This window comes from Streptomyces sp. a15, assembly GCF_059026085.1.
The window spans coordinates 1-15,916 of record NZ_JBWLKM010000043.1 but is presented as its reverse complement, the minus strand read 5'-3'; the positions used below and the strand labels follow the sequence as shown (position 1 = coordinate 15,916).

Sequence of the window (15,916 nt, the reverse complement as noted above, 5' to 3'; positions counted from 1 at the left end):
CTTTGTCTACCGCTCGATCGACTGTCTACGGCTCGATCAGTACGGCTACTCCGGCTGCCGGCAGCGTGACGCGGTCGGTGGGAGCAGCCCCTTGGGCCAGGGCGTCGGTCATCGGCGCGGGGAGCCTGATCTCCACCTCGTCCTGACCGTGGTTCAGCAGGAAGACGAACCGTCCGTCCCCGCCCTCGCGCACGGTCGCCTGGACGTGCTCGGGAAGCCCGGGGAGTACGGAGGCGACGGACGCCGTACGGCACACGGCGTCGGTCAGGGCCCGCATGGCCTCCGGCGCGAGACGCGTCGCGACGTACCACGCGTTTCCCTCGCCGAAGGAGTGCCGGGTGACGGCCGGTTGCCCTGCAAGCTGCCCGGATCCGAACTCGGCCACCGCCTGGGCTCCTTCGGGCACGACGGCCTCCGACCACAGGTCGGCGCGGCTGACCGTGCCGTCCGAGTGCCGGATGTCGACCGTCTCCTGCTCCGCCAGCGGCCAGAACTCCTCGACGCGCAGGCCCAGTACCTCACGCAGCGGAGCGGGATATCCGCCCAGGTGGACGCGGTCGCACTCGTCGACGATGCCGGAGAAGAAGGAGACCAGCAGGTGGCCGCCGCCGCGTACGAACTCGGTGAGGCGTTCGGCGTCCTGTTCCTTCAGCAGGTACAGGTTGGGCGCGACGACGAGGCGGTAGCCGGACACGTCGCGGTCGGGGGGTACGACATCGCAGGCGATCCCGGCCTCGAACAGCGGCCGGTAGTGGGCGAGCGCGATCTCCACCTGGTTCAGCGCGGTGGACGGGTGCGAGTCCAGCTCCAGGGCCCACCAGCTGTTCCAGTCCAGCACGAGGGCGACCTCGGCGGTGGAGCGGGTGCCGGCGATCTGCGGCACGGAGGCCAACTCGCGGCCCAGTTCGCTCACTTCACGGAACGTACGGGTGTCGGTGCCGCCGTGCGGGACCATCGCCGAGTGGTACTTCTCGGCACCGCCCCGGGACTGGCGCCACTGGAAGTACAGCACCGCGTCCGCGCCCTGGGCGACCGCCTGCCAGCTCCACAGCCGCATCCGCCCCGGCGGCTTGGGCCCGTTGCGGTCACGCCAGTTCACCGCGCTGGGCGCCTGCTCCAGCAGCATCCACGGCTGGCCGGCGCGGGCGGAGCGGGTGACGTCGAAGATGAACCCCGCCGAGACGTGGGTGTCCTCGTCGTGCGGGTCCTGGTAGACGTCGACCGAGACGACGTCCTCCTCGGCCGCCCACCGGAAGGCGTCGACGGGCTTGTGCACGCCGATGAAGTTCGTCGTGACGGGCACGTCCGGGGTGATCCGCCGCAGCACCGCCTTCTCGGTCAGACAGCACTGGAGCAGCGCGTCGTCGGAGAACCGGGCGAAGTCCAGCTGCTGGGCGGGGTTGGGGAAGGTGGGCGCGAGCCGTGGCGGCAGCACCTCGTCGAAGGTGTCGTAACGCTGGGCCCAGAAGGCCGTCGACCAGGCGTCGTTGAGTGCCTCGATGTCGCCGTACCGGTCGGACAGCCAGCGCCGGAAGTCGGCGGCCGACTCGTCGCACCAGCACTGCGGGGTGTGGCAGCCGTACTCGTTGCCGATGTGCCACATCTCCAGCGCGGGATGGTCGGCGTACCGGGTGGCCAGTCGCTCGACGAGGCGCGCGGCGTACTTGCGGTACACGGCGCTGGAGGGGCAGTAGTGCTGGCGTCCGCCGGGCCACATCCGGCGGCCGTCGGAGGTCTCGGGGAGGATCTCGGGGTGCAGCCGGGACAGCCACGGCGGCGGGGACGCCGTCATGGTGGCCAGGCATACGGCCACACCCGCCCCGGTGAGGTTGTCCATGACCCGGTCGAACCAGGTGAAGTCGTACTCCCCGGGCCGCGGTTCCACCTTGGCCCACGAGAAGATCCCGGCCGTCACCATGGAGACGCCCGCCTCCTTCATCAGCGCGACGTCCTCGGCCCACACCTCCTCGGGCCACTGCTCGGGGTTGTAGTCGCCTCCGAAGGCGATTCCGGCCGGGCGCAGGCGCCGCCGGGCGTCGATCGGTACTGAAGGTGCCTGATGCATGCCGGTCAGTCTTGGAGCGGCATCGCCACGCCGTCAAGATATATTCATAATTAATTGAAACAGCTATGGTGGGTACAGGCATCAGAGGGGAGACACACGCGATGACGGAGTGCCACAGGATGGCGGGGCGCGTGGCGGTGATCACCGGCGCCGCGCACGGAATCGGCGCGGCCACGGCTCGAAGGCTCGCCGACGAGGGCGCGAACGTCGTGGTCACGGACGTGGACGACGCGGCGGGCAAGGCGCTCGCGACGGGCATCGTGGAGAGCGGGGGACGGGCGGAGTACGTACGCTGCGACGTGACCTCGGCCGCCGACTGGGAGAACCTGGCCCGTCACGTGGACGAGCATCACGGGCGGCTGGACGTACTGCACAGCAACGCCTTCTCCCAGCTGAACAAGCCCGCCCACGAGCTGAGCGAGGCCGAGTGGGACGGTCAGATGGCCGTGCTGCTCAAGCCGGCCTGGCGCGGGATGAAGACCTTCGCGGCCATGCTGCGCGAGGCATCGGGGTCCGTCGTCCTCACCTCCTCGGTGCACGCGGTCTTCGGCCTGCCCGGCCATGCCGCCTACGCTGCCGCGAAGGGCGCGCTGTGCTCGCTGGGGCGGCAGTTGGCCGTCGAGTACGGGCCCGACATCCGGGTCAACACGGTGCTGCCCGGCCCCATCCTCACCGCCGCGTGGGAGGGGATCCCGGAGCCCGACAGGGCGCGCAGCGTGGCGGCCACGGCGGCCAAGCGGTTCGGGCAGCCGGAGGAGGTGGCCTCGGCCGTAGCCTTCCTGGCATCGGCGGACGCCTCCTATGTGACCGGAGCGAGCCTGGTGGTCGATGGAGGATGGAGCGTCATGAAGGAGTCCTCGTGAGCGGCGCACACCATGCCGGGCATGCGCCGACAGGATCTGAACGGAAACGGAGAACGTGGTGACCCATCCCGCCAGGGGGCTGCACGGCCAGGCCGTGGAGGAACTGGGCCGGCGCATCATCCGCGGCGACTACCCTCCGGGCTCCGTCGTGGACCCGGTGAAGTTCGAGACCGAGCTCGGCGTCAGCAAGACGGTCGTGCGCGAGGCGCTGCGCGTGCTGGCGTCCAAGGGCCTGCTCGAGTCGAAGCAGAAACGCGGTACGACCATCCGGCCCCGCGCCGACTGGAACCTCCTCGACAGCGACCTGCTGCGCTGGCAGGGCAGCAGCGATCCGACCGAAGGCTTCCTGGAGGACCTCGCCGAGGTCCGCGCGATAGTGGAGCCCGCGGGAGCCCGCTTCGCCGCGGTTCGCCGCACCACAGCCGACCTGGACGCGATGCGCCAGGCCCTCGAATCGATGGCGGCGGCAGGGACGGACGCGGACGCGATGGTCGAGGCGGACCTGGCCTTCCACCGCGCGCTGCTGGACGCGGCCCACAACGAACTGCTCAGCCGGATGGAGGTCGTCATCGAGGCCGGCCTGCGCGTTCGCGACCGGATCGTGCACGGCGCCCGGCACTTCTCCGACTCCATCCCCGTGCACCAGGAACTGCTCGACGCTGTCGAAGCGGGCGATCCGGACGCCGCCGTGGCTGCCGTCGAGTCACTCCTGGCGCAGGCCTCTGACGACCTGGCGGCTGTGCGTGCCGGGGACGACGGGGGAGACGGGGACGACGGGGGAGACGGGGACGACGTCGTGACCGACACGCTGCCGAAGGAAGCTCCTTGAAGATAACCGCACTTGAGACGTTCCTGGTGGCTCCGCGCTGGCTGTTCCTGCGCGTCGCCACCGACGAGGGCGTCACCGGCTGGGGCGAGCCCGTGATCGAGGGCCGCGCCGAGACCGTACGCGCCGCGATCCACGAAATGGCCGACTACCTCGTCGGCCGGGACCCGCTGCGCATCGAGGACCACTGGCAGGTACTCACCAAGGGCGGCTTCTACCGCGGCGGCCCCATCCTCTCCAGCGCCGTCGCCGGCATCGACCAGGCCCTGTGGGACATCGCCGGCAAGACCTACGGCGTCCCGGTGCACCGCCTCCTCGGCGGCCCGGTACGCGACCGCGTCCGGATGTACGCCTGGATCGGCGGAGACCGCCCCAGCGACGTCGCCGAGCTGGCCGAGGAACAGATGAAGGCGGGCTTCACCGCCGTGAAGATGAACGCCTCGGCCGAACTCGCCGCGATCGGCACCCCCGCACGCACCGCCGAGGTCGTCGAACGGGTCGCGGCCGTCCGCGAAGTGCTCGGCGACGAGCGGGACATCGCCGTCGACTTCCACGGCCGGGTCTCCACCGCCATGGCGCGCCGCCTGCTGCCCCTGCTGGAACCGCTGCACCCGCTGTTCGTCGAGGAGCCCGTCCTGCCGGAACACTCGGGCCACCTCCGCAGCCTGGTGGAGTCCACGAGCATTCCGCTCGCGACCGGCGAACGCCTCTACTCCCGCTGGGACTTCCGCGAGGTCATGACCAGCGGCATCGCCGTCGCCCAGCCCGACCTCTCGCACGCCGGCGGCATCTCCGAGGTCCGCCGCATCGCGGCCATGGCCGAGACGTACGACGTCGCCATGGCTCCCCACTGCCCCCTCGGCCCGATCGCCCTGGCCGCCAGCCTGCAGATCGCCTTCGCCGTACCGAACTTCCTCATCCAGGAACAGAGCATGGGCATCCACTACAACCAGCAGTGCGACCTGCTGGAGTACGTGATGGACCCCGAACCCTTGCGTTTCGAGGGCGGCTACGCCGTCTCCGGGTCCCGCCCGGGTCTCGGCGTCGAGATCGACGAGAAGGCGGTACGCCGCGCCGCCGAGACCGGACATCGCTGGCGCAATCCCGTATGGCGGGGCGCCGACGGGGCGTTCACCGAATGGTGACCATCGTCGGCCCGGCCCCCCGAACCCCACGCCCAAGCCATGCCCAAGGAGAGCCCGCTCCCATGAACCTGGTGGAATCCCTCCGAGCCCACCGCCTGTTGGCGATCGTACGTGGCAAGGATCCCGCCGCGGCCCTGCGCACCGTACGTGCCCTCACCGAAGAGGGCATCGCGGCCATCGAGGTCTCACTGACCACCGCTGACGCCCTGACAGTGATCAGGCAGGCGCGTACCGAACTGGGCCCCGACGCACTCCTCGGCGCCGGAACGGTGCGCTCGGCCGCGGACGCCGCCCGCGCCGTGGACGCCGGAGCGTCGTATCTCGTCACCCCGGCACTGGTCGACGGGCTGGAGTCCTACGGCGTACCCGTACTGATGGGAGCCCTGACGCCGACCGAGGTGGAAACAGCCCTCGCACGAGGCGCCGCGGCGGTCAAACTCTTCCCCGGCACTCTCGGCGGCCCCGACTATCTGCGGGCCCTGCGCGACCCCTTCCCCGACGTGCCCTTCGTGCCCGTCGGCGGAGTGGACGCACAGGCCGCCCGCGACTACCTGGACCGTGGCGCCATCGCCGTCGGCGTCGGCTCGCCCCTCGTCGGGGACGCGGCCGACGGCGGCGACCTGGACCAACTCCGCGCCCGCGCGGCCGTGTTCCGCACGGTGGCCGCAGGGGAGACGCCGTGACGACTCCGGCCGTCCAGGCCCCGCCCGAAGTGGTGACCTTCGGCGAGACGATGGCGGCGCTCCGGGCCCACAGCGTGCTGCGGCTCGGCGGCACCCTCGGCCTGTCCGTTGCGGGAGCCGAGTCCAACGTCGCCATCGGCCTCGCCCGGCTCGGCCACCGGGTGCGCTGGGCCGGCCGGGTCGGTGCGGACGAACTCGGCGCACTGGTACGGCGCACACTGCGCGCCGAGGGCGTCGACACCGACCACGCGGTCACCGACGACACCGGCCGGCCCACGGGACTGCTGCTGACCGAACCCCGTCTGGGCACGCTCACCCGAGTCAGCTACTACCGTGCCGGATCGGCGGGTTCGGCCGTCTCACCGGCCGACATACTGCCCGCGCTGGCCTCCGGATCCCGGATCCTGCATCTGACCGGTATCACGCCGGCGCTCAGTCCGTCGGCGGCCGAGGCGGTCCTGGCCGCCGCCACGACCGCCCGTGACGCCGGGATCACCGTCTGCCTCGACGTCAACTACCGCTCCCGGCTGTGGACCACTGACCGCGCCCGCACCGCGCTCCGGCCGCTGCTGGCCCACACCGACCTGCTCATCGCCTCCGAGGACGAGCTGCCGCTGGTGCTGGAACGGCCCGACGCGGGCGAATCCCAGGCCGTGCACAGCATCCTGGCGGCAGGCGTCAACGAGGTGGTGGTCAAGCGTGGCGCACACGGCGCGACCAGCTTCACCGCCGACGGGACGACCGACTGCGCGGCGCGACAGGTCGACGTGGTCGATCTGGTCGGCGCGGGCGACGCCTTCGTCGCCGGATACCTGTCCGGACTCCTCCACGGCGCCGACATCCCCACCCGTCTGCACCGAGCAGTCACCACCGCCGCCTTCGCCGTCGCCACCCGCGGCGACTGGGAGGGCCTTCCCACCCACGACGAACTCGGTCTGTTCGACCAGCCCGACGGCACGACGATTCGCTGACCAGGAGACTCCTCATGACCTTCACGGCAGCGCATGCGACGGTCGTCGTGGACGGAGCGTACGAACTCGCGGAGGGCGGCCGCTGGTTCGACGGCCGGTACGTGTACGTCGACAACCTCAGCGGCCGGCTCTTCGAACTGCGCGACGACGACGGACCCGACCCACGCCAAGTGGCCCGGACCGACGTGCCGTTGGGCGCCGTCGCGCCGGTTGACGACCGGCCGGACGCGTGGATCGCGGCCGCGGGCACCGGATCGCACTGCTCACCGCCGACGGCGCACTGGAATGGCTCGACCGACCCGAGGACCGCACCCCGGTCCCCAGCCGGATGAACGACGGCGTCGCCGACCCCGCCGGCCGCTTCTGGGCCGGCAGCATGGCCTACGACGGCACGCACGGCGCGGGCTCCCTCTACCGAACGGACCCCGACGGCACGGTCGTACGCGTCCTCGACGGCCTGACCATCGCCAACGGCCCGGCGTTCACCGCCGACGGCACGACCATGTATCTCGCCGACACCGCCGCCGGCACCATCCTCCGCTGCCGCGTCGCCCCCGTCTCCGGCGACCTCTCCGGCGGCCCGCAGACCTTCGCCCGACTGGGGGACGGCGAAGGAAGCCCCGACGGAATGACCGTCGACGCCGAGGGCTGCCTGTGGGTCGCGATGTGGGGCGCCGGCGCGATCCGCCGGTACCATCACGACGGCCGCCTGCTCCACACCCTGGTCCGTGCCCGCCCCGCACCCCACGTCGGTGTGCCTGCACCCCAGAGACAACCGCCTCATCGTCACCACGGCTCGGTACGGGGTGAAGAGCCCGACCGCGGCCTCCGGCGCGGTGCTCAGCGTCTCCGTACCCGTCAGGGGAACAGCGGCCTGCTCCTGGCGGGGCCGCCGCTGAAACCCTCGGCACGCGGAAGGTTGTACAGGGTGGGGTGGCGCTCCAGCACGACCACGTCGTGTCTTGCCCGCCCGAGTGACGCCGCGGTGAGCCATGTCGCCGCGACCACGGCCACCGTGCGCCCAGTGCGCGCATGCCGGTGGCGATGGCCCGGGCGCTCTCCCGGGAACGCGAACCAGCAGACCGCGTCGACGGATGGTGGCGGCAACGCCAGGAGGCAGCGCCCTTGGAGACACCTTTCCGTTTTCCGCGGCGGGCCGTTTCGGCTTCCATTGCGCCTTGTGTCGCCGAAGGCGGTGTCGCCCGGGGAGTTGCCGCCGAGCCCGAACTCCGTGTCGTGGGCGGTAAACCCGGCCACCCAGGTCGTGGCCGGGCACGGGGATCCGCACGGCAGCCCGCGCTGTCCTGGTCGGCCCGCGCGGCTCACGTCAGTGAGGCTCGGCCCGCACCACATTGTCGCGGGTGGGGGTCATGGCCCGGATCCTGGGTCCGGGTGCACGGCGTCGGTGATTCCGGCCCGGGCCGCTTCGAGTTGTGCGGCGAACGCGATGCCCAGGAACAGTGCCACACCGGTCAGGTTGGCCCACAGCAGCAGGGCCACGAACGCCGTCAGCGGTCCGTACACGGCGCCGAATGATCCGCTCTTGGCGACGTAGAGCGCCAGTAGCCACGTGGCGGTGATCCATAGGACCAGGTGGACCGCGGAACCGAACGCGAGCCACGTGTAGCCCGGCTGGTCCCTGCGTGGAGCCCAGCGGAAGATCACTGCCGATGCGGCCCAGGCGAGGACCGTGCCCAGTGGCACTTCGAGGGGCCGCCACCAGTCGAGCCACTCCCGGGGCCAGCCGAGGGCTTCCACGACCGCGTTGCCGATGGCATCGCCCGCGACGAGCACGAGGAATCCCAGGACCATCGGCATGCCCGCTGTGAGGGCCAGGAGCAGGGATCGTCCGTACTTGGGCATGAACGGCCGGTCGCGTTCGATGCCGTAGATGCGGTTGGCGCCTCGCTCGACCTGCCCCATCGCCGAGGCGAGGTTGAGTACGGCGAAGGCCAGCCCCAGCCACATGGCGACGGCGTTCCAGACTCCGGAGCCGGCGCTGCGCGCGGTGGCGTCCACAGCGTCCTCGACCAGACTCGCACTGGCGCCCGGCACGATCTGTCCCAGGGTGAGTTCGATAATCCGCCCCACGCTCTGCGTGTGCACGGTGGTGGCCACGCCGATCAGCGCGATGGTGAACGGCACCAGGCCGAGGACCACTTGGAAGGCGAGCGAACGGGAGTTGGTGAAGCCGTCGGCGTAGCGGAACCGGGCGAACGCGTCGAGGAGCAGTCGGCGGCCGCCGTATTGCCTCAGCGCGGTGAGCGCCTCGTCTCCGGAAAGCTCGTCCCCGATCATGTCCCGGGTCTGCGGGACGTGCACAACGGTCCCCATCGAGAACGCCTCCTCCTGTCGTGCGTACGGCCAGACGAGGAACGCGATCTTGCCGCCGGGAGAACCGTACAGCCGGACGACTGCGGCGGTCGGCCGTCAGGTGGATTGAGGCCGGCTGCCGGGCCCGCTGGTGTGGTGGGCACAGGAGCGGGCGAAACGGCGGTGTCGTCCTCGCCGGGCTCCAGGGGGTGCCGACGGCGCTGGTGACGGGCGGACCCGGGGTACCGGCCGTCCGGTGCGGTCCGTGCGCGGCAACAGGCTGCGCATGGTGTCCAGGCGGGCGCGGCGTTTGTCGTTGTTCTTGACGATGCCGGAGTCAGAAGGGCATGCGGCCTCGGATGCGGCGACCGGCCGAGCCGCGACCTTGTGCCCGGCGAACTCGGTGACGATCTCGGCCGGGACCGGGGTAGGGCCCCACTCAAACGCGCCCGTGAACGACGACCTGGTCGCCGGCGAGAATGGCGCCAGCGCCTGGCCCTCGTCGTAGGCCGGGTGCGCTTTCCACCACAGGGCAGCGCCGTGAAGAAGCGGTTCAGATCCACCGAGTCGGAGATCATCTCGCCCGCCGCGCCCGCGACGGACGGGTTGTACTCGGTGACGTCGTACTTCTTCTTCTCCTCCGGAGCCCGCAACTTCGAGTAGGCCCGGCTGCTCGGCTGCGGCACGTGCGTTGATGGAGATCAACGGGAGGGACCCGGACGGCGTGCGCGAAGGTTGCCCGCCCACAGGCGGTTGAGCGGCTTTCGGCCCTTCTTCAGGACCAGCGCCGCAGCGCGGTCGCCCTCCGTGCCTGGAAGGGTTCGCGCCTGCCCGGCGCGTTGAACGACAGCTCCCGGCGGAGGGCAGGCGGGCAGGATCCCGCACGCCCTTTTGACACCCACCCACTCCATATCAGGTGTGCTGTCCCGGGCCGGTTCGTGAGAGGCGGACCATGGCGCGGTAGAGAGCAGTGGGCCTTGGGGCTTCGGGCAGCGCGGGGATCGGTGCGTCGGGGGCGGCGTAGGAGCGGAGCATGTGGCCGACGAGGCGGCGCCAGGTGTCGGGGGCGGCGTCGCCGGTGGCGGCGATGACGCCGGCGTTGGCCATGAGCAGGATGACGACGTCCTGGTGGGTGAAGTCGTCGCGCAGGTGTCCGCTGTTCTTGGCGCGGGTGATGAGCTCGAGCAGCCGGTCGTACGCCTCGGCGCGGCGGGCCTCCAGGGCCTTGGCGGCGGGGAAGGTCATGGTCAGGACGTCGGCGAAGCCACGGTCGGCGGCCTGCATGGCGCAGACGGCGTGGAGGTAGCCGATGAAGCCGTGCCAGGGGTCGGGGTCGGCGAGTGCCTCGGTGACAGCGTCGGCGTAGGCGTCCATGCGGTCGGTGAAGACCGCGTTGACGAGTTCCTCCCGGGTGACGAAGCGCCGGCCGAGGGTGGCTTTGCCGACGCCTGCCTCGCGGGCGACGGAGGCCATGGAGACGCCGAGCCCTTCGGTGGCGTAGAGGCGGCGGGCGGCGGCCAGGATGCGGCAGCGGTTGCGCTCGGCGTCGGTGCGCAGTCCCGTGCCGGGTTGTTGGCCCGGTGTCCGGTCGGAAGGTGGCGAGGTCATGCGCCCACTCTACCCAAGTGGAACGCCCGGGCCGGTTCCGGTGTACGGTGAGTGACAGTGAAACTGGGCCGCCCGGCCCACTTAATCGAAGGGTGTAGTCATGCGTGCCGTAACGCTGGAATCCGTCCCCTCGGCCCCGGCCGTGACCGAGGTGGACACTCCTCGCCCGGAGGCCGGGGAAGTGCTGGTCAAGGTGGCCGCCGCCTCACTGAACGGCATCGACATCGCCGCCGCCGCCGGCTACACGCAGGCGTTCATGGAGCACCGGTACCCGCTGGTCCTCGGCCAGGACTTCGCGGGCACCGTCGAGGCGCTCGGCGAGGGCGTGGAGGGCTTCGCGGTCGGCGAGGCGGTCTTCGGCGTCGTGCTGAAGCCGTACCTGGGCGCCGGGTCGCTGGCCCAGTACGTCACCGTGCCCGCCGGACACGGAGTCACCCGCATCCCCGCGGGCCTGAAGGCGGGGGAGGCGGGTGCGCTGGGCGTGGCCGGGGCCACTGCCCTGGTGAGCCTGGACGCGGTGGCCTTGGCCGAGGGCGAGACGCTGCTGATCTCCGGCGCCTCCGGCGGAGTGGGTTCGCTGGCCGTGCAGCTCGCCGCCGCCCGTGGCACGAAGGTGATCGCGACCGCCCGCCCCGGCGCGCAGACCGACTTCGTCACCGGCCTGACCGACGCCGAAGTCCACGTGGTCGACTTCACCGGTGACCTGGAGGCGCAGGTCCGCGCGATCGCCCCGGGCGGTGTGGACGCGGTGCTGCACCTGGCGGGCGACGGCGCCCAGCTCGCCGGCCTGCTGCGGCCCGGCGGTCAGCTCGCCTCGACCACTGGCCTGGCCCAGGACGCCGTCAAGGGGCAGGACGGCACCGTCCACACGATCATGGCCAACCCCGACGCCCAGGTCCTGACCTCCCTGGCCGAGCAGGTCGCCTCCGGCGCCCTGCGCGTGCCGGTCACCGCCACCTACCCGCTGGAGCAGGCACCCGAGGCGTTCGCCGCCTTCGGCGCCGGCACCCCGGGCAAGATCGCCGTCTCCTGCTCCTGAACACACGTCCAACGGAAGAGAAACGACCGTGCCACTCTTGCCATCGTCGGCGCCGGCCCCGGTATGGGCCTGGCCATCTCCCTTCGGCGCGGTATGGGCGCCTGGCCATCGCCCGCACCTTCGGCAGCCGCGGCTTCGACGTCGCCCTGATCTCCCGCACCAAGGAGAGGCTTCAGACGCTGGTCGACCAGCTCGGCCAGGAAGGCATCACCGCCGAGGCGTTCACCGCCGATGTCCTGGACCGGCCCTCCCTGACCACCGCCCTGGACGCCGTGAAGGCCCGCTTCGGCGCCATCGACGTACTGGAATACTCGCCGGCCCCGCACTCCCCGGTGCCCGGCCTCACCCTGGCCGCCCCCTCGGAGGCCACGGTGGACAATCTGCAGCCGCAGATCGAGTACGTCTTCTACGGCGCCGTCGCCGCCGCCCGCACGGTGCTGCCCGCGATGCGCGAGGCGGGCGCCGGCACCCTGCTGTTCACCACCGGGGGCGGTTCGGTGGATCCCGTCCCCATGAGACGTCACGTACGGATTCCTTGCCAGAGGGGGACGGGACAGGGAGGGAGCGGATGCACCCTCCCCTGAAGCGGGATGGTCCGGCCGGTACTGGGACCTGCACGCACACCGCGACCGCTCCGAGGCCGTCTTCAACGCCTTCGGCAACGTCAACGCCCCCGCGGCAGCTCTGCGCAACTGGGTCATCAACCTGGACAAGGAACTGGTCGGCAGCGGTGTGCACGCCGCCCACGTGGCGATCAACGTGTGGATCGGCCAGGGCGGGCCCGAGGGCTTCTTGTGGATCGTGCAGGCCGTGCTGGCCGCCATGTTCGCCATGGCCGGCGTCATGAAGTCCACCCAGCCCAAGGACAAGCTGGTCGGCCGGCTGCCCTGGACGGCCGACTTCTCCCAGGGCACCGTCCGCTTCATCGGCATCGTGGAGTTCGCCGCCGCGCTCGGGCTGATACTGCCCGCGGCCACCGGCATCGCCCCCGTGCTGACCCCGCTGGCCGCGACCGGCCTGGTCGTGGTGATGGTGCTGGCCGCGATCACCCACGCCCGCCGCAAGGAACCCGGCGCGATCGCCTTCAACGCCGTCCTGCTGATCCTGGCCGCCCTGGTGGCCTGGGGCCGCTTCGGCCCGTACAGCTTCTGACCCCTCCTTCTCATCCCCTCCTTCTGACCGCCACCGTGAGGAACCACCCCTGATGCGTGTCACCGTCTTCGGCGCGACCGGCGGTATCGGCCGCCTCGTCGTCCAGCAGCTCCTGGACGACGGCCACCAGGTCACCGCCCTGGTCCGCAACCCCGCCAAGCGGCTCATCCTCACCCACTCCCACCTCACGGTCGTCACCGGACAACTGTCCGACCGCGATGCCGTCGAGCAGGCCGTCACCGGCGCCGACGCGGTGATCAGCGCGCTCGGCCCTTCCCTGAAACGGTCCACGACCGGCACCCAGGTGACCGACGGAACCCGCACCATCGTGCAGGCCATGGAGGCGCAGAAGGTGGACCGCTTCATCGGCCTGGCCACGCCCTCACTGACCGATCCGCAGGACAAGCCGCACTGGAAGCCAAGGTGCTGCCCGTGTTGGCCGGGCTGATGTTCCCCAACGCGCTGGCCGAGTTGAAGGGCATGACCGAGGCCGTCACCGACTCGGGTCTCGACTACACGATCGCCCGCATCACCAACCCGACGGACAGGCCGGCCACCGGCCGCATCCGCTCCGGGTTCCTCGGCCACGACAAGGTCGGCTCCGCCATGAGCCGCGCCGACATCGCCGCGTTCCTCGTCGCCCAGCTCACCGACGCCCGCTACCGGCGGGCCATGCCCGCCATCAGCAACTGAGGCCAGGACCCCGCCATGACCTTCGAACTCGGCGTCTACTCCTTCGGCGACACCCCGCGCCTGCCCGACGGCAGCCGCGGCCCCACCGCCCAGGCCCTCCGCGATGTGCTGGAGGCCATCAAGCTCGCCGACGAGGTGGGACTGGACGGTACGACGCGGTCGTACGGGTCAACAGCGAGGTGACTTGCGCCTTCCGGCCGCCTCCGCCGATGCGGTCCGTGAGGGACGTGCCCGGTGGCCACGGGTGGACGGCGTGCGGTTCCTCGGCACGACGGGCTCCGGTAGAGCGGAGGCGACCAGGCCGCGTACCTGGTGTGGTGCCGCGGTCCGGTCACTTCGGCAGACGGGTCAGCGTGGCTCGCGGACGACGGCGACGCCTCCCGGTGGGATGGTGACGGTTCCGGTGATCGGTGTGCCGGTGAGGAGTTCGACGCCGTCGGCGGGTGCTTCGGCTCCCTTTCCGGTGTGGTCGATGAGGAACAGGTAGTCGGCCTCCGTGCCGTGGCGCCTGACGACCTCGATCCCGGCGGGTGCCTCGTGCTCCGGTGTGACGTCGGCATCCTGGCGGATGCGGTGGAGCAGGGCGGCGAGCGTGTCCTGGTCGGGGTGGGTGGCCAGATACCAGGCGGTGCCGTTGTCGTGCCGGTGGCGGGTGACGGCGGGGTGGCCCGCCAGGGGGCCGTCGGCGTAGGAGGCGACCGTCTGCGCGCCCGTGAGCCGGGTGCGTTCCGACCACAGGTCGGCCGTGGCGCCCGCAGGGACGTCGCCGGTCAGGCCGGTGGTCTCTCCGGGAAGCAGGGGGAAGAGCTCGTCGGTGACCACGCCGAGGACATCGCGGAAGGCGCCGGGGTAACCGCCCAGGTACACATGGCAGTTCTCGTCGACCATGCCGCTGTGGAAGCCGACGGCCAGGGTGCCCCCGCGTTCGGTGAACCGGGCGAGGCTCGCCGCGGCTGCCTCCGTGACGAGGTACAGCGAGGGTGCCAGGACGAGTTTGTAGCGGTCGAGTTCGGGGTCGTCGGGGCGTACGAAGTCGACGGCGACCCCGGCCCGCCACAGGGGGGCGTACCAGTCCCGTACCAGGTCCTGGTAGCGCAGTTCGCCGCTGGGCTGGGAGGGCAGTTCCAGTGCCCAGCGGGCGTCCCAGTCCCACACGATCGCCACCTGCGCCGTGCTGGTGGAGTCCCGAACTTCGGCCAACGCCCGGAGGTCGGCGCCGAGTTGGACGACGTCGCGCCAGATCTGGCTGTCGGTGCCGGCGTGCGGGAGCATCGCCGAGTGCCACTGCTCGGCGCCCGCCCTCGCCGCCCGCCACTGGAAGAACGCGATGCCGTCGGCGCCGTGGGCCACGTGCGCGAGCGCGTTGCGGCGCATTTCCCCGGGGAGCTTGGCGCGGTTGACGGGCTGCCAGTTGACGGCGCCGGTCGAGTGCTCCATGAGGAACCACGGGCCGCCCGCGAGCGAGCGCATCAGGTCGCCGTGGAGGGCGATGTCGACCTCGGCCTCCGGGTCGTCGGACAGCAGGTAGTGGTCGTTGGAGAGGATGTCCAGCTCGGGTGCCCAGCGCCAGTAGTCGAGAGCGTCGATGGTGCGCAGGACCAGGAAGTTGGTGGTCGCGGGGGTGTCCGGAGCGGCCCGGCGCAGTACCTCGCGTTCGGCTGTGCACAGGGAGAGCAGTTCGTCGGAGCAGAAGCGGCGCCAGTCGAGCTGGTGGGTGGGGTTCGGGGGAGCCGCGGTGGTGCGGGGCGGCAGGATCTGGTCCCAGTCGTAGTACCACTGGCTCCAGAAAGTGGTGCCCCAGGCGTGGTTGAGGGCGTCCAGGTCGTCCTCGTAGCGGGCGCGCAGCCAGGTGCGGAAGGCGGCGGCGCTGGTGTCGCAGTAGCAGGCGTCGTTGTGGCAGCCGTACTCGTTGTGGATGTGCCACATGGCGACGGCCGGGTGGGTGGCGTAGCGCTCGGCGAGGGCTTCGGCGATCCGCAGCGCCGCTCTGCGGTAGGCGGGGCTGGACGGGCAGAAGGTCTGGCGGCTGCCGTACGACAGTGTGCGGCCGTCCCGGTCGACGGGCAGTGCCTCCGGGTACGCCTTGAAGAACCATGCTGGTGGGCAGGCGGTCGGGGTCGCCAGGTCGGCGGCGATGCCGTTCTCGTGGAGCAGGTCGAGGATCTTGTCCATGCGGGCGAAGTCGTAGACACCTTCGGAAGGTTCGAGCAGCGCCCAGGAGAAGATGCCGACGCTGACCATGGTCACCCCGGCCTCGCGCATCAGGCGCATGTCCTCGGCCCAGACCTCCTCGGGCCACTGCTCGGGGTTGTAGTCACCTCCGTAGGCGATTCCAGGAATGCGAAGACGGCGTGCGGTACTCACTGGTGGTGCTCCGGGAGGGGTGTAGGGGAGGGGCAAGCGGGGGGCGGTCAGCCCTTGTTGGCGCCCAGGGTCAGTCCGCTGACGAACTGTCGTTGGAGCACGAAGTAGACGATCAGGGTGGGGATCGCGGTGAGCAGGGCGCCGGCGGCGACCAGGTTGGGGTCGGTGAAGTACGCCCCGGTGAGGTTGTTCAG

The 15,916-nt window shown here is 71.2% G+C and carries 16 protein-coding genes and 3 pseudogenes; 13 read left to right on the top strand and 6 right to left on the bottom strand.

Annotation, left to right across the window (positions count from 1 at the left end; translation table 11 throughout):
* Nucleotides 1–25: 25 nt before the first annotated feature.
* Complete coding sequence (locus tag AC5P09_RS32625; protein WP_493877326.1) at nt 26–2,065, bottom strand: beta-galactosidase; 2,040 nt, start codon at nt 2,063–2,065, stop codon at nt 26–28.
* Nucleotides 2,066–2,184: 119 nt separating this feature from the next.
* On the opposite strand from AC5P09_RS32625, the gene AC5P09_RS32620 reads away from it, so the two are divergent.
* The 7 genes and pseudogenes from AC5P09_RS32620 to AC5P09_RS32590 all read left to right on the top strand — a co-directional run.
* The gene (locus AC5P09_RS32620; RefSeq protein ID WP_493877325.1) at nt 2,185–2,928 is read left to right on the top strand and encodes an SDR family NAD(P)-dependent oxidoreductase; all 744 of its coding nucleotides are present in this window, start codon (nt 2,185–2,187) and stop codon (nt 2,926–2,928) included.
* Between the two features lie 58 nt (nt 2,929–2,986).
* Nucleotides 2,987–3,757, top strand: coding sequence for a FadR/GntR family transcriptional regulator (locus tag AC5P09_RS32615; RefSeq protein ID WP_493877324.1), 771 nt, complete (start codon nt 2,987–2,989; stop codon nt 3,755–3,757).
* Nucleotides 3,754–4,899, top strand: a complete 1,146-nt coding sequence (gene dgoD / locus AC5P09_RS32610; protein WP_493877323.1) for a galactonate dehydratase — start codon at nt 3,754–3,756, stop codon at nt 4,897–4,899. The genes AC5P09_RS32615 and dgoD overlap by 4 nt, the downstream gene beginning before the upstream one ends.
* A gap of 62 nt (nt 4,900–4,961) precedes the next feature.
* Nucleotides 4,962–5,582 (top strand): bifunctional 4-hydroxy-2-oxoglutarate aldolase/2-dehydro-3-deoxy-phosphogluconate aldolase, encoded by a 621-nt coding sequence (locus AC5P09_RS32605; protein WP_493877322.1) that lies wholly within the window; start codon nt 4,962–4,964, stop codon nt 5,580–5,582.
* 50 nt (nt 5,583–5,632) lie between these two features.
* Nucleotides 5,633–6,553, top strand: coding sequence for a sugar kinase (locus AC5P09_RS32600; protein ID WP_493877385.1), 921 nt, complete (start codon nt 5,633–5,635; stop codon nt 6,551–6,553).
* 14 nt (nt 6,554–6,567) lie between these two features.
* Complete coding sequence (locus AC5P09_RS32595; protein WP_493877321.1) at nt 6,568–6,885, top strand: hypothetical protein; 318 nt, start codon at nt 6,568–6,570, stop codon at nt 6,883–6,885.
* Nucleotides 6,783–7,217: pseudogene (locus AC5P09_RS32590) on the top strand (SMP-30/gluconolactonase/LRE family protein); the annotation flags it as partial. The gene AC5P09_RS32595 and the pseudogene AC5P09_RS32590, both read left to right, overlap by 103 nt.
* A 704-nt stretch (nt 7,218–7,921) precedes the next feature.
* Here AC5P09_RS32590 and AC5P09_RS32585 read toward each other — a convergent pair.
* The 3 genes and pseudogenes from AC5P09_RS32585 to AC5P09_RS32575 all read right to left on the bottom strand — a co-directional run bounded on the left by AC5P09_RS32585 (nt 7,922) and on the right by AC5P09_RS32575 (nt 10,474).
* Entirely contained in the window at nt 7,922–8,887 is a 966-nt protein-coding gene (locus AC5P09_RS32585; protein ID WP_493877320.1) for a YihY/virulence factor BrkB family protein, read from the bottom strand.
* A 512-nt stretch (nt 8,888–9,399) separates the two neighbouring features.
* Nucleotides 9,400–9,558, bottom strand: a pseudogene (locus AC5P09_RS32580) (peptidase); the annotation flags it as partial.
* A 220-nt stretch (nt 9,559–9,778) separates the two neighbouring features.
* Nucleotides 9,779–10,474 carry a TetR/AcrR family transcriptional regulator gene (locus tag AC5P09_RS32575; RefSeq protein ID WP_493877319.1) on the bottom strand — a complete coding sequence of 232 codons (696 nt, stop codon included), beginning with the start codon at nt 10,472–10,474 and terminating at the stop codon, nt 9,779–9,781.
* Nucleotides 10,475–10,574: 100 nt separating this feature from the next.
* Between AC5P09_RS32575 and AC5P09_RS32570 the strand changes: the two genes are divergently transcribed.
* The 6 genes from AC5P09_RS32570 (at nt 10,575) to AC5P09_RS32545 (ending at nt 13,541) form a co-directional block, all read left to right on the top strand.
* Nucleotides 10,575–11,513 carry an NADP-dependent oxidoreductase gene (locus AC5P09_RS32570; RefSeq protein WP_493877318.1) on the top strand — a complete coding sequence of 313 codons (939 nt, stop codon included), beginning with the start codon at nt 10,575–10,577 and terminating at the stop codon, nt 11,511–11,513.
* Complete coding sequence (locus AC5P09_RS32565) at nt 11,504–12,097, top strand: SDR family NAD(P)-dependent oxidoreductase (RefSeq protein WP_493877384.1); 594 nt, start codon at nt 11,504–11,506, stop codon at nt 12,095–12,097. The genes AC5P09_RS32570 and AC5P09_RS32565 overlap by 10 nt, the downstream gene beginning before the upstream one ends.
* Before the next feature lie 163 nt (nt 12,098–12,260).
* Nucleotides 12,261–12,665 carry a DoxX family protein gene (locus tag AC5P09_RS32560; RefSeq protein WP_493877317.1) on the top strand — a complete coding sequence of 135 codons (405 nt, stop codon included), beginning with the start codon at nt 12,261–12,263 and terminating at the stop codon, nt 12,663–12,665.
* Nucleotides 12,666–12,717: 52 nt separating this feature from the next.
* Nucleotides 12,718–13,113 (top strand): NAD(P)-dependent oxidoreductase, encoded by a 396-nt coding sequence (locus tag AC5P09_RS32555; protein ID WP_493877316.1) that lies wholly within the window; start codon nt 12,718–12,720, stop codon nt 13,111–13,113.
* Entirely contained in the window at nt 13,098–13,358 is a 261-nt protein-coding gene (locus AC5P09_RS32550; RefSeq protein WP_493877315.1) for an NAD(P)H-binding protein, read from the top strand. Before AC5P09_RS32555 ends, AC5P09_RS32550 begins: the two co-directional genes overlap by 16 nt.
* Nucleotides 13,359–13,373: 15 nt before the next feature.
* Entirely contained in the window at nt 13,374–13,541 is a 168-nt protein-coding gene (locus AC5P09_RS32545) for a hypothetical protein (protein ID WP_493877314.1), read from the top strand.
* Between the two features lie 165 nt (nt 13,542–13,706).
* On the opposite strand, the gene AC5P09_RS32540 is transcribed toward AC5P09_RS32545, so the two are convergent.
* Nucleotides 13,707–15,722 (bottom strand): beta-galactosidase, encoded by a 2,016-nt coding sequence (locus tag AC5P09_RS32540; protein WP_493877313.1) that lies wholly within the window; start codon nt 15,720–15,722, stop codon nt 13,707–13,709.
* 47 nt (nt 15,723–15,769) lie between these two features.
* Nucleotides 15,770–15,916, bottom strand: a pseudogene (locus AC5P09_RS32535) (carbohydrate ABC transporter permease); the annotation flags it as partial.

Bases quoted from the DNA above. Each gene is read 5' to 3' on its own strand.
- AC5P09_RS32545 (WP_493877314.1), top strand. From the start codon at position 13,374: ATGACCTTCGAACTCGGCGTCTACTCCTTCGGCGACACCCCGCGCCTG.
- AC5P09_RS32570 (WP_493877318.1), top strand. From the start codon at position 10,575: ATGCGTGCCGTAACGCTGGAATCCGTCCCCTCGGCCCCGGCCGTGACC.
- AC5P09_RS32595 (WP_493877321.1), top strand. From the start codon at position 6,568: ATGACCTTCACGGCAGCGCATGCGACGGTCGTCGTGGACGGAGCGTAC.
- AC5P09_RS32575 (WP_493877319.1), bottom strand. From the start codon at position 10,474: ATGACCTCGCCACCTTCCGACCGGACACCGGGCCAACAACCCGGCACG.
- AC5P09_RS32585 (WP_493877320.1), bottom strand. From the start codon at position 8,887: ATGGGGACCGTTGTGCACGTCCCGCAGACCCGGGACATGATCGGGGAC.
- AC5P09_RS32620 (WP_493877325.1), top strand. From the start codon at position 2,185: ATGGCGGGGCGCGTGGCGGTGATCACCGGCGCCGCGCACGGAATCGGC.
- AC5P09_RS32555 (WP_493877316.1), top strand. From the start codon at position 12,718: ATGCGTGTCACCGTCTTCGGCGCGACCGGCGGTATCGGCCGCCTCGTC.
- AC5P09_RS32600 (WP_493877385.1), top strand. From the start codon at position 5,633: ATGGCGGCGCTCCGGGCCCACAGCGTGCTGCGGCTCGGCGGCACCCTC.
- AC5P09_RS32605 (WP_493877322.1), top strand. From the start codon at position 4,962: ATGAACCTGGTGGAATCCCTCCGAGCCCACCGCCTGTTGGCGATCGTA.
- AC5P09_RS32625 (WP_493877326.1), bottom strand. From the start codon at position 2,065: ATGCATCAGGCACCTTCAGTACCGATCGACGCCCGGCGGCGCCTGCGC.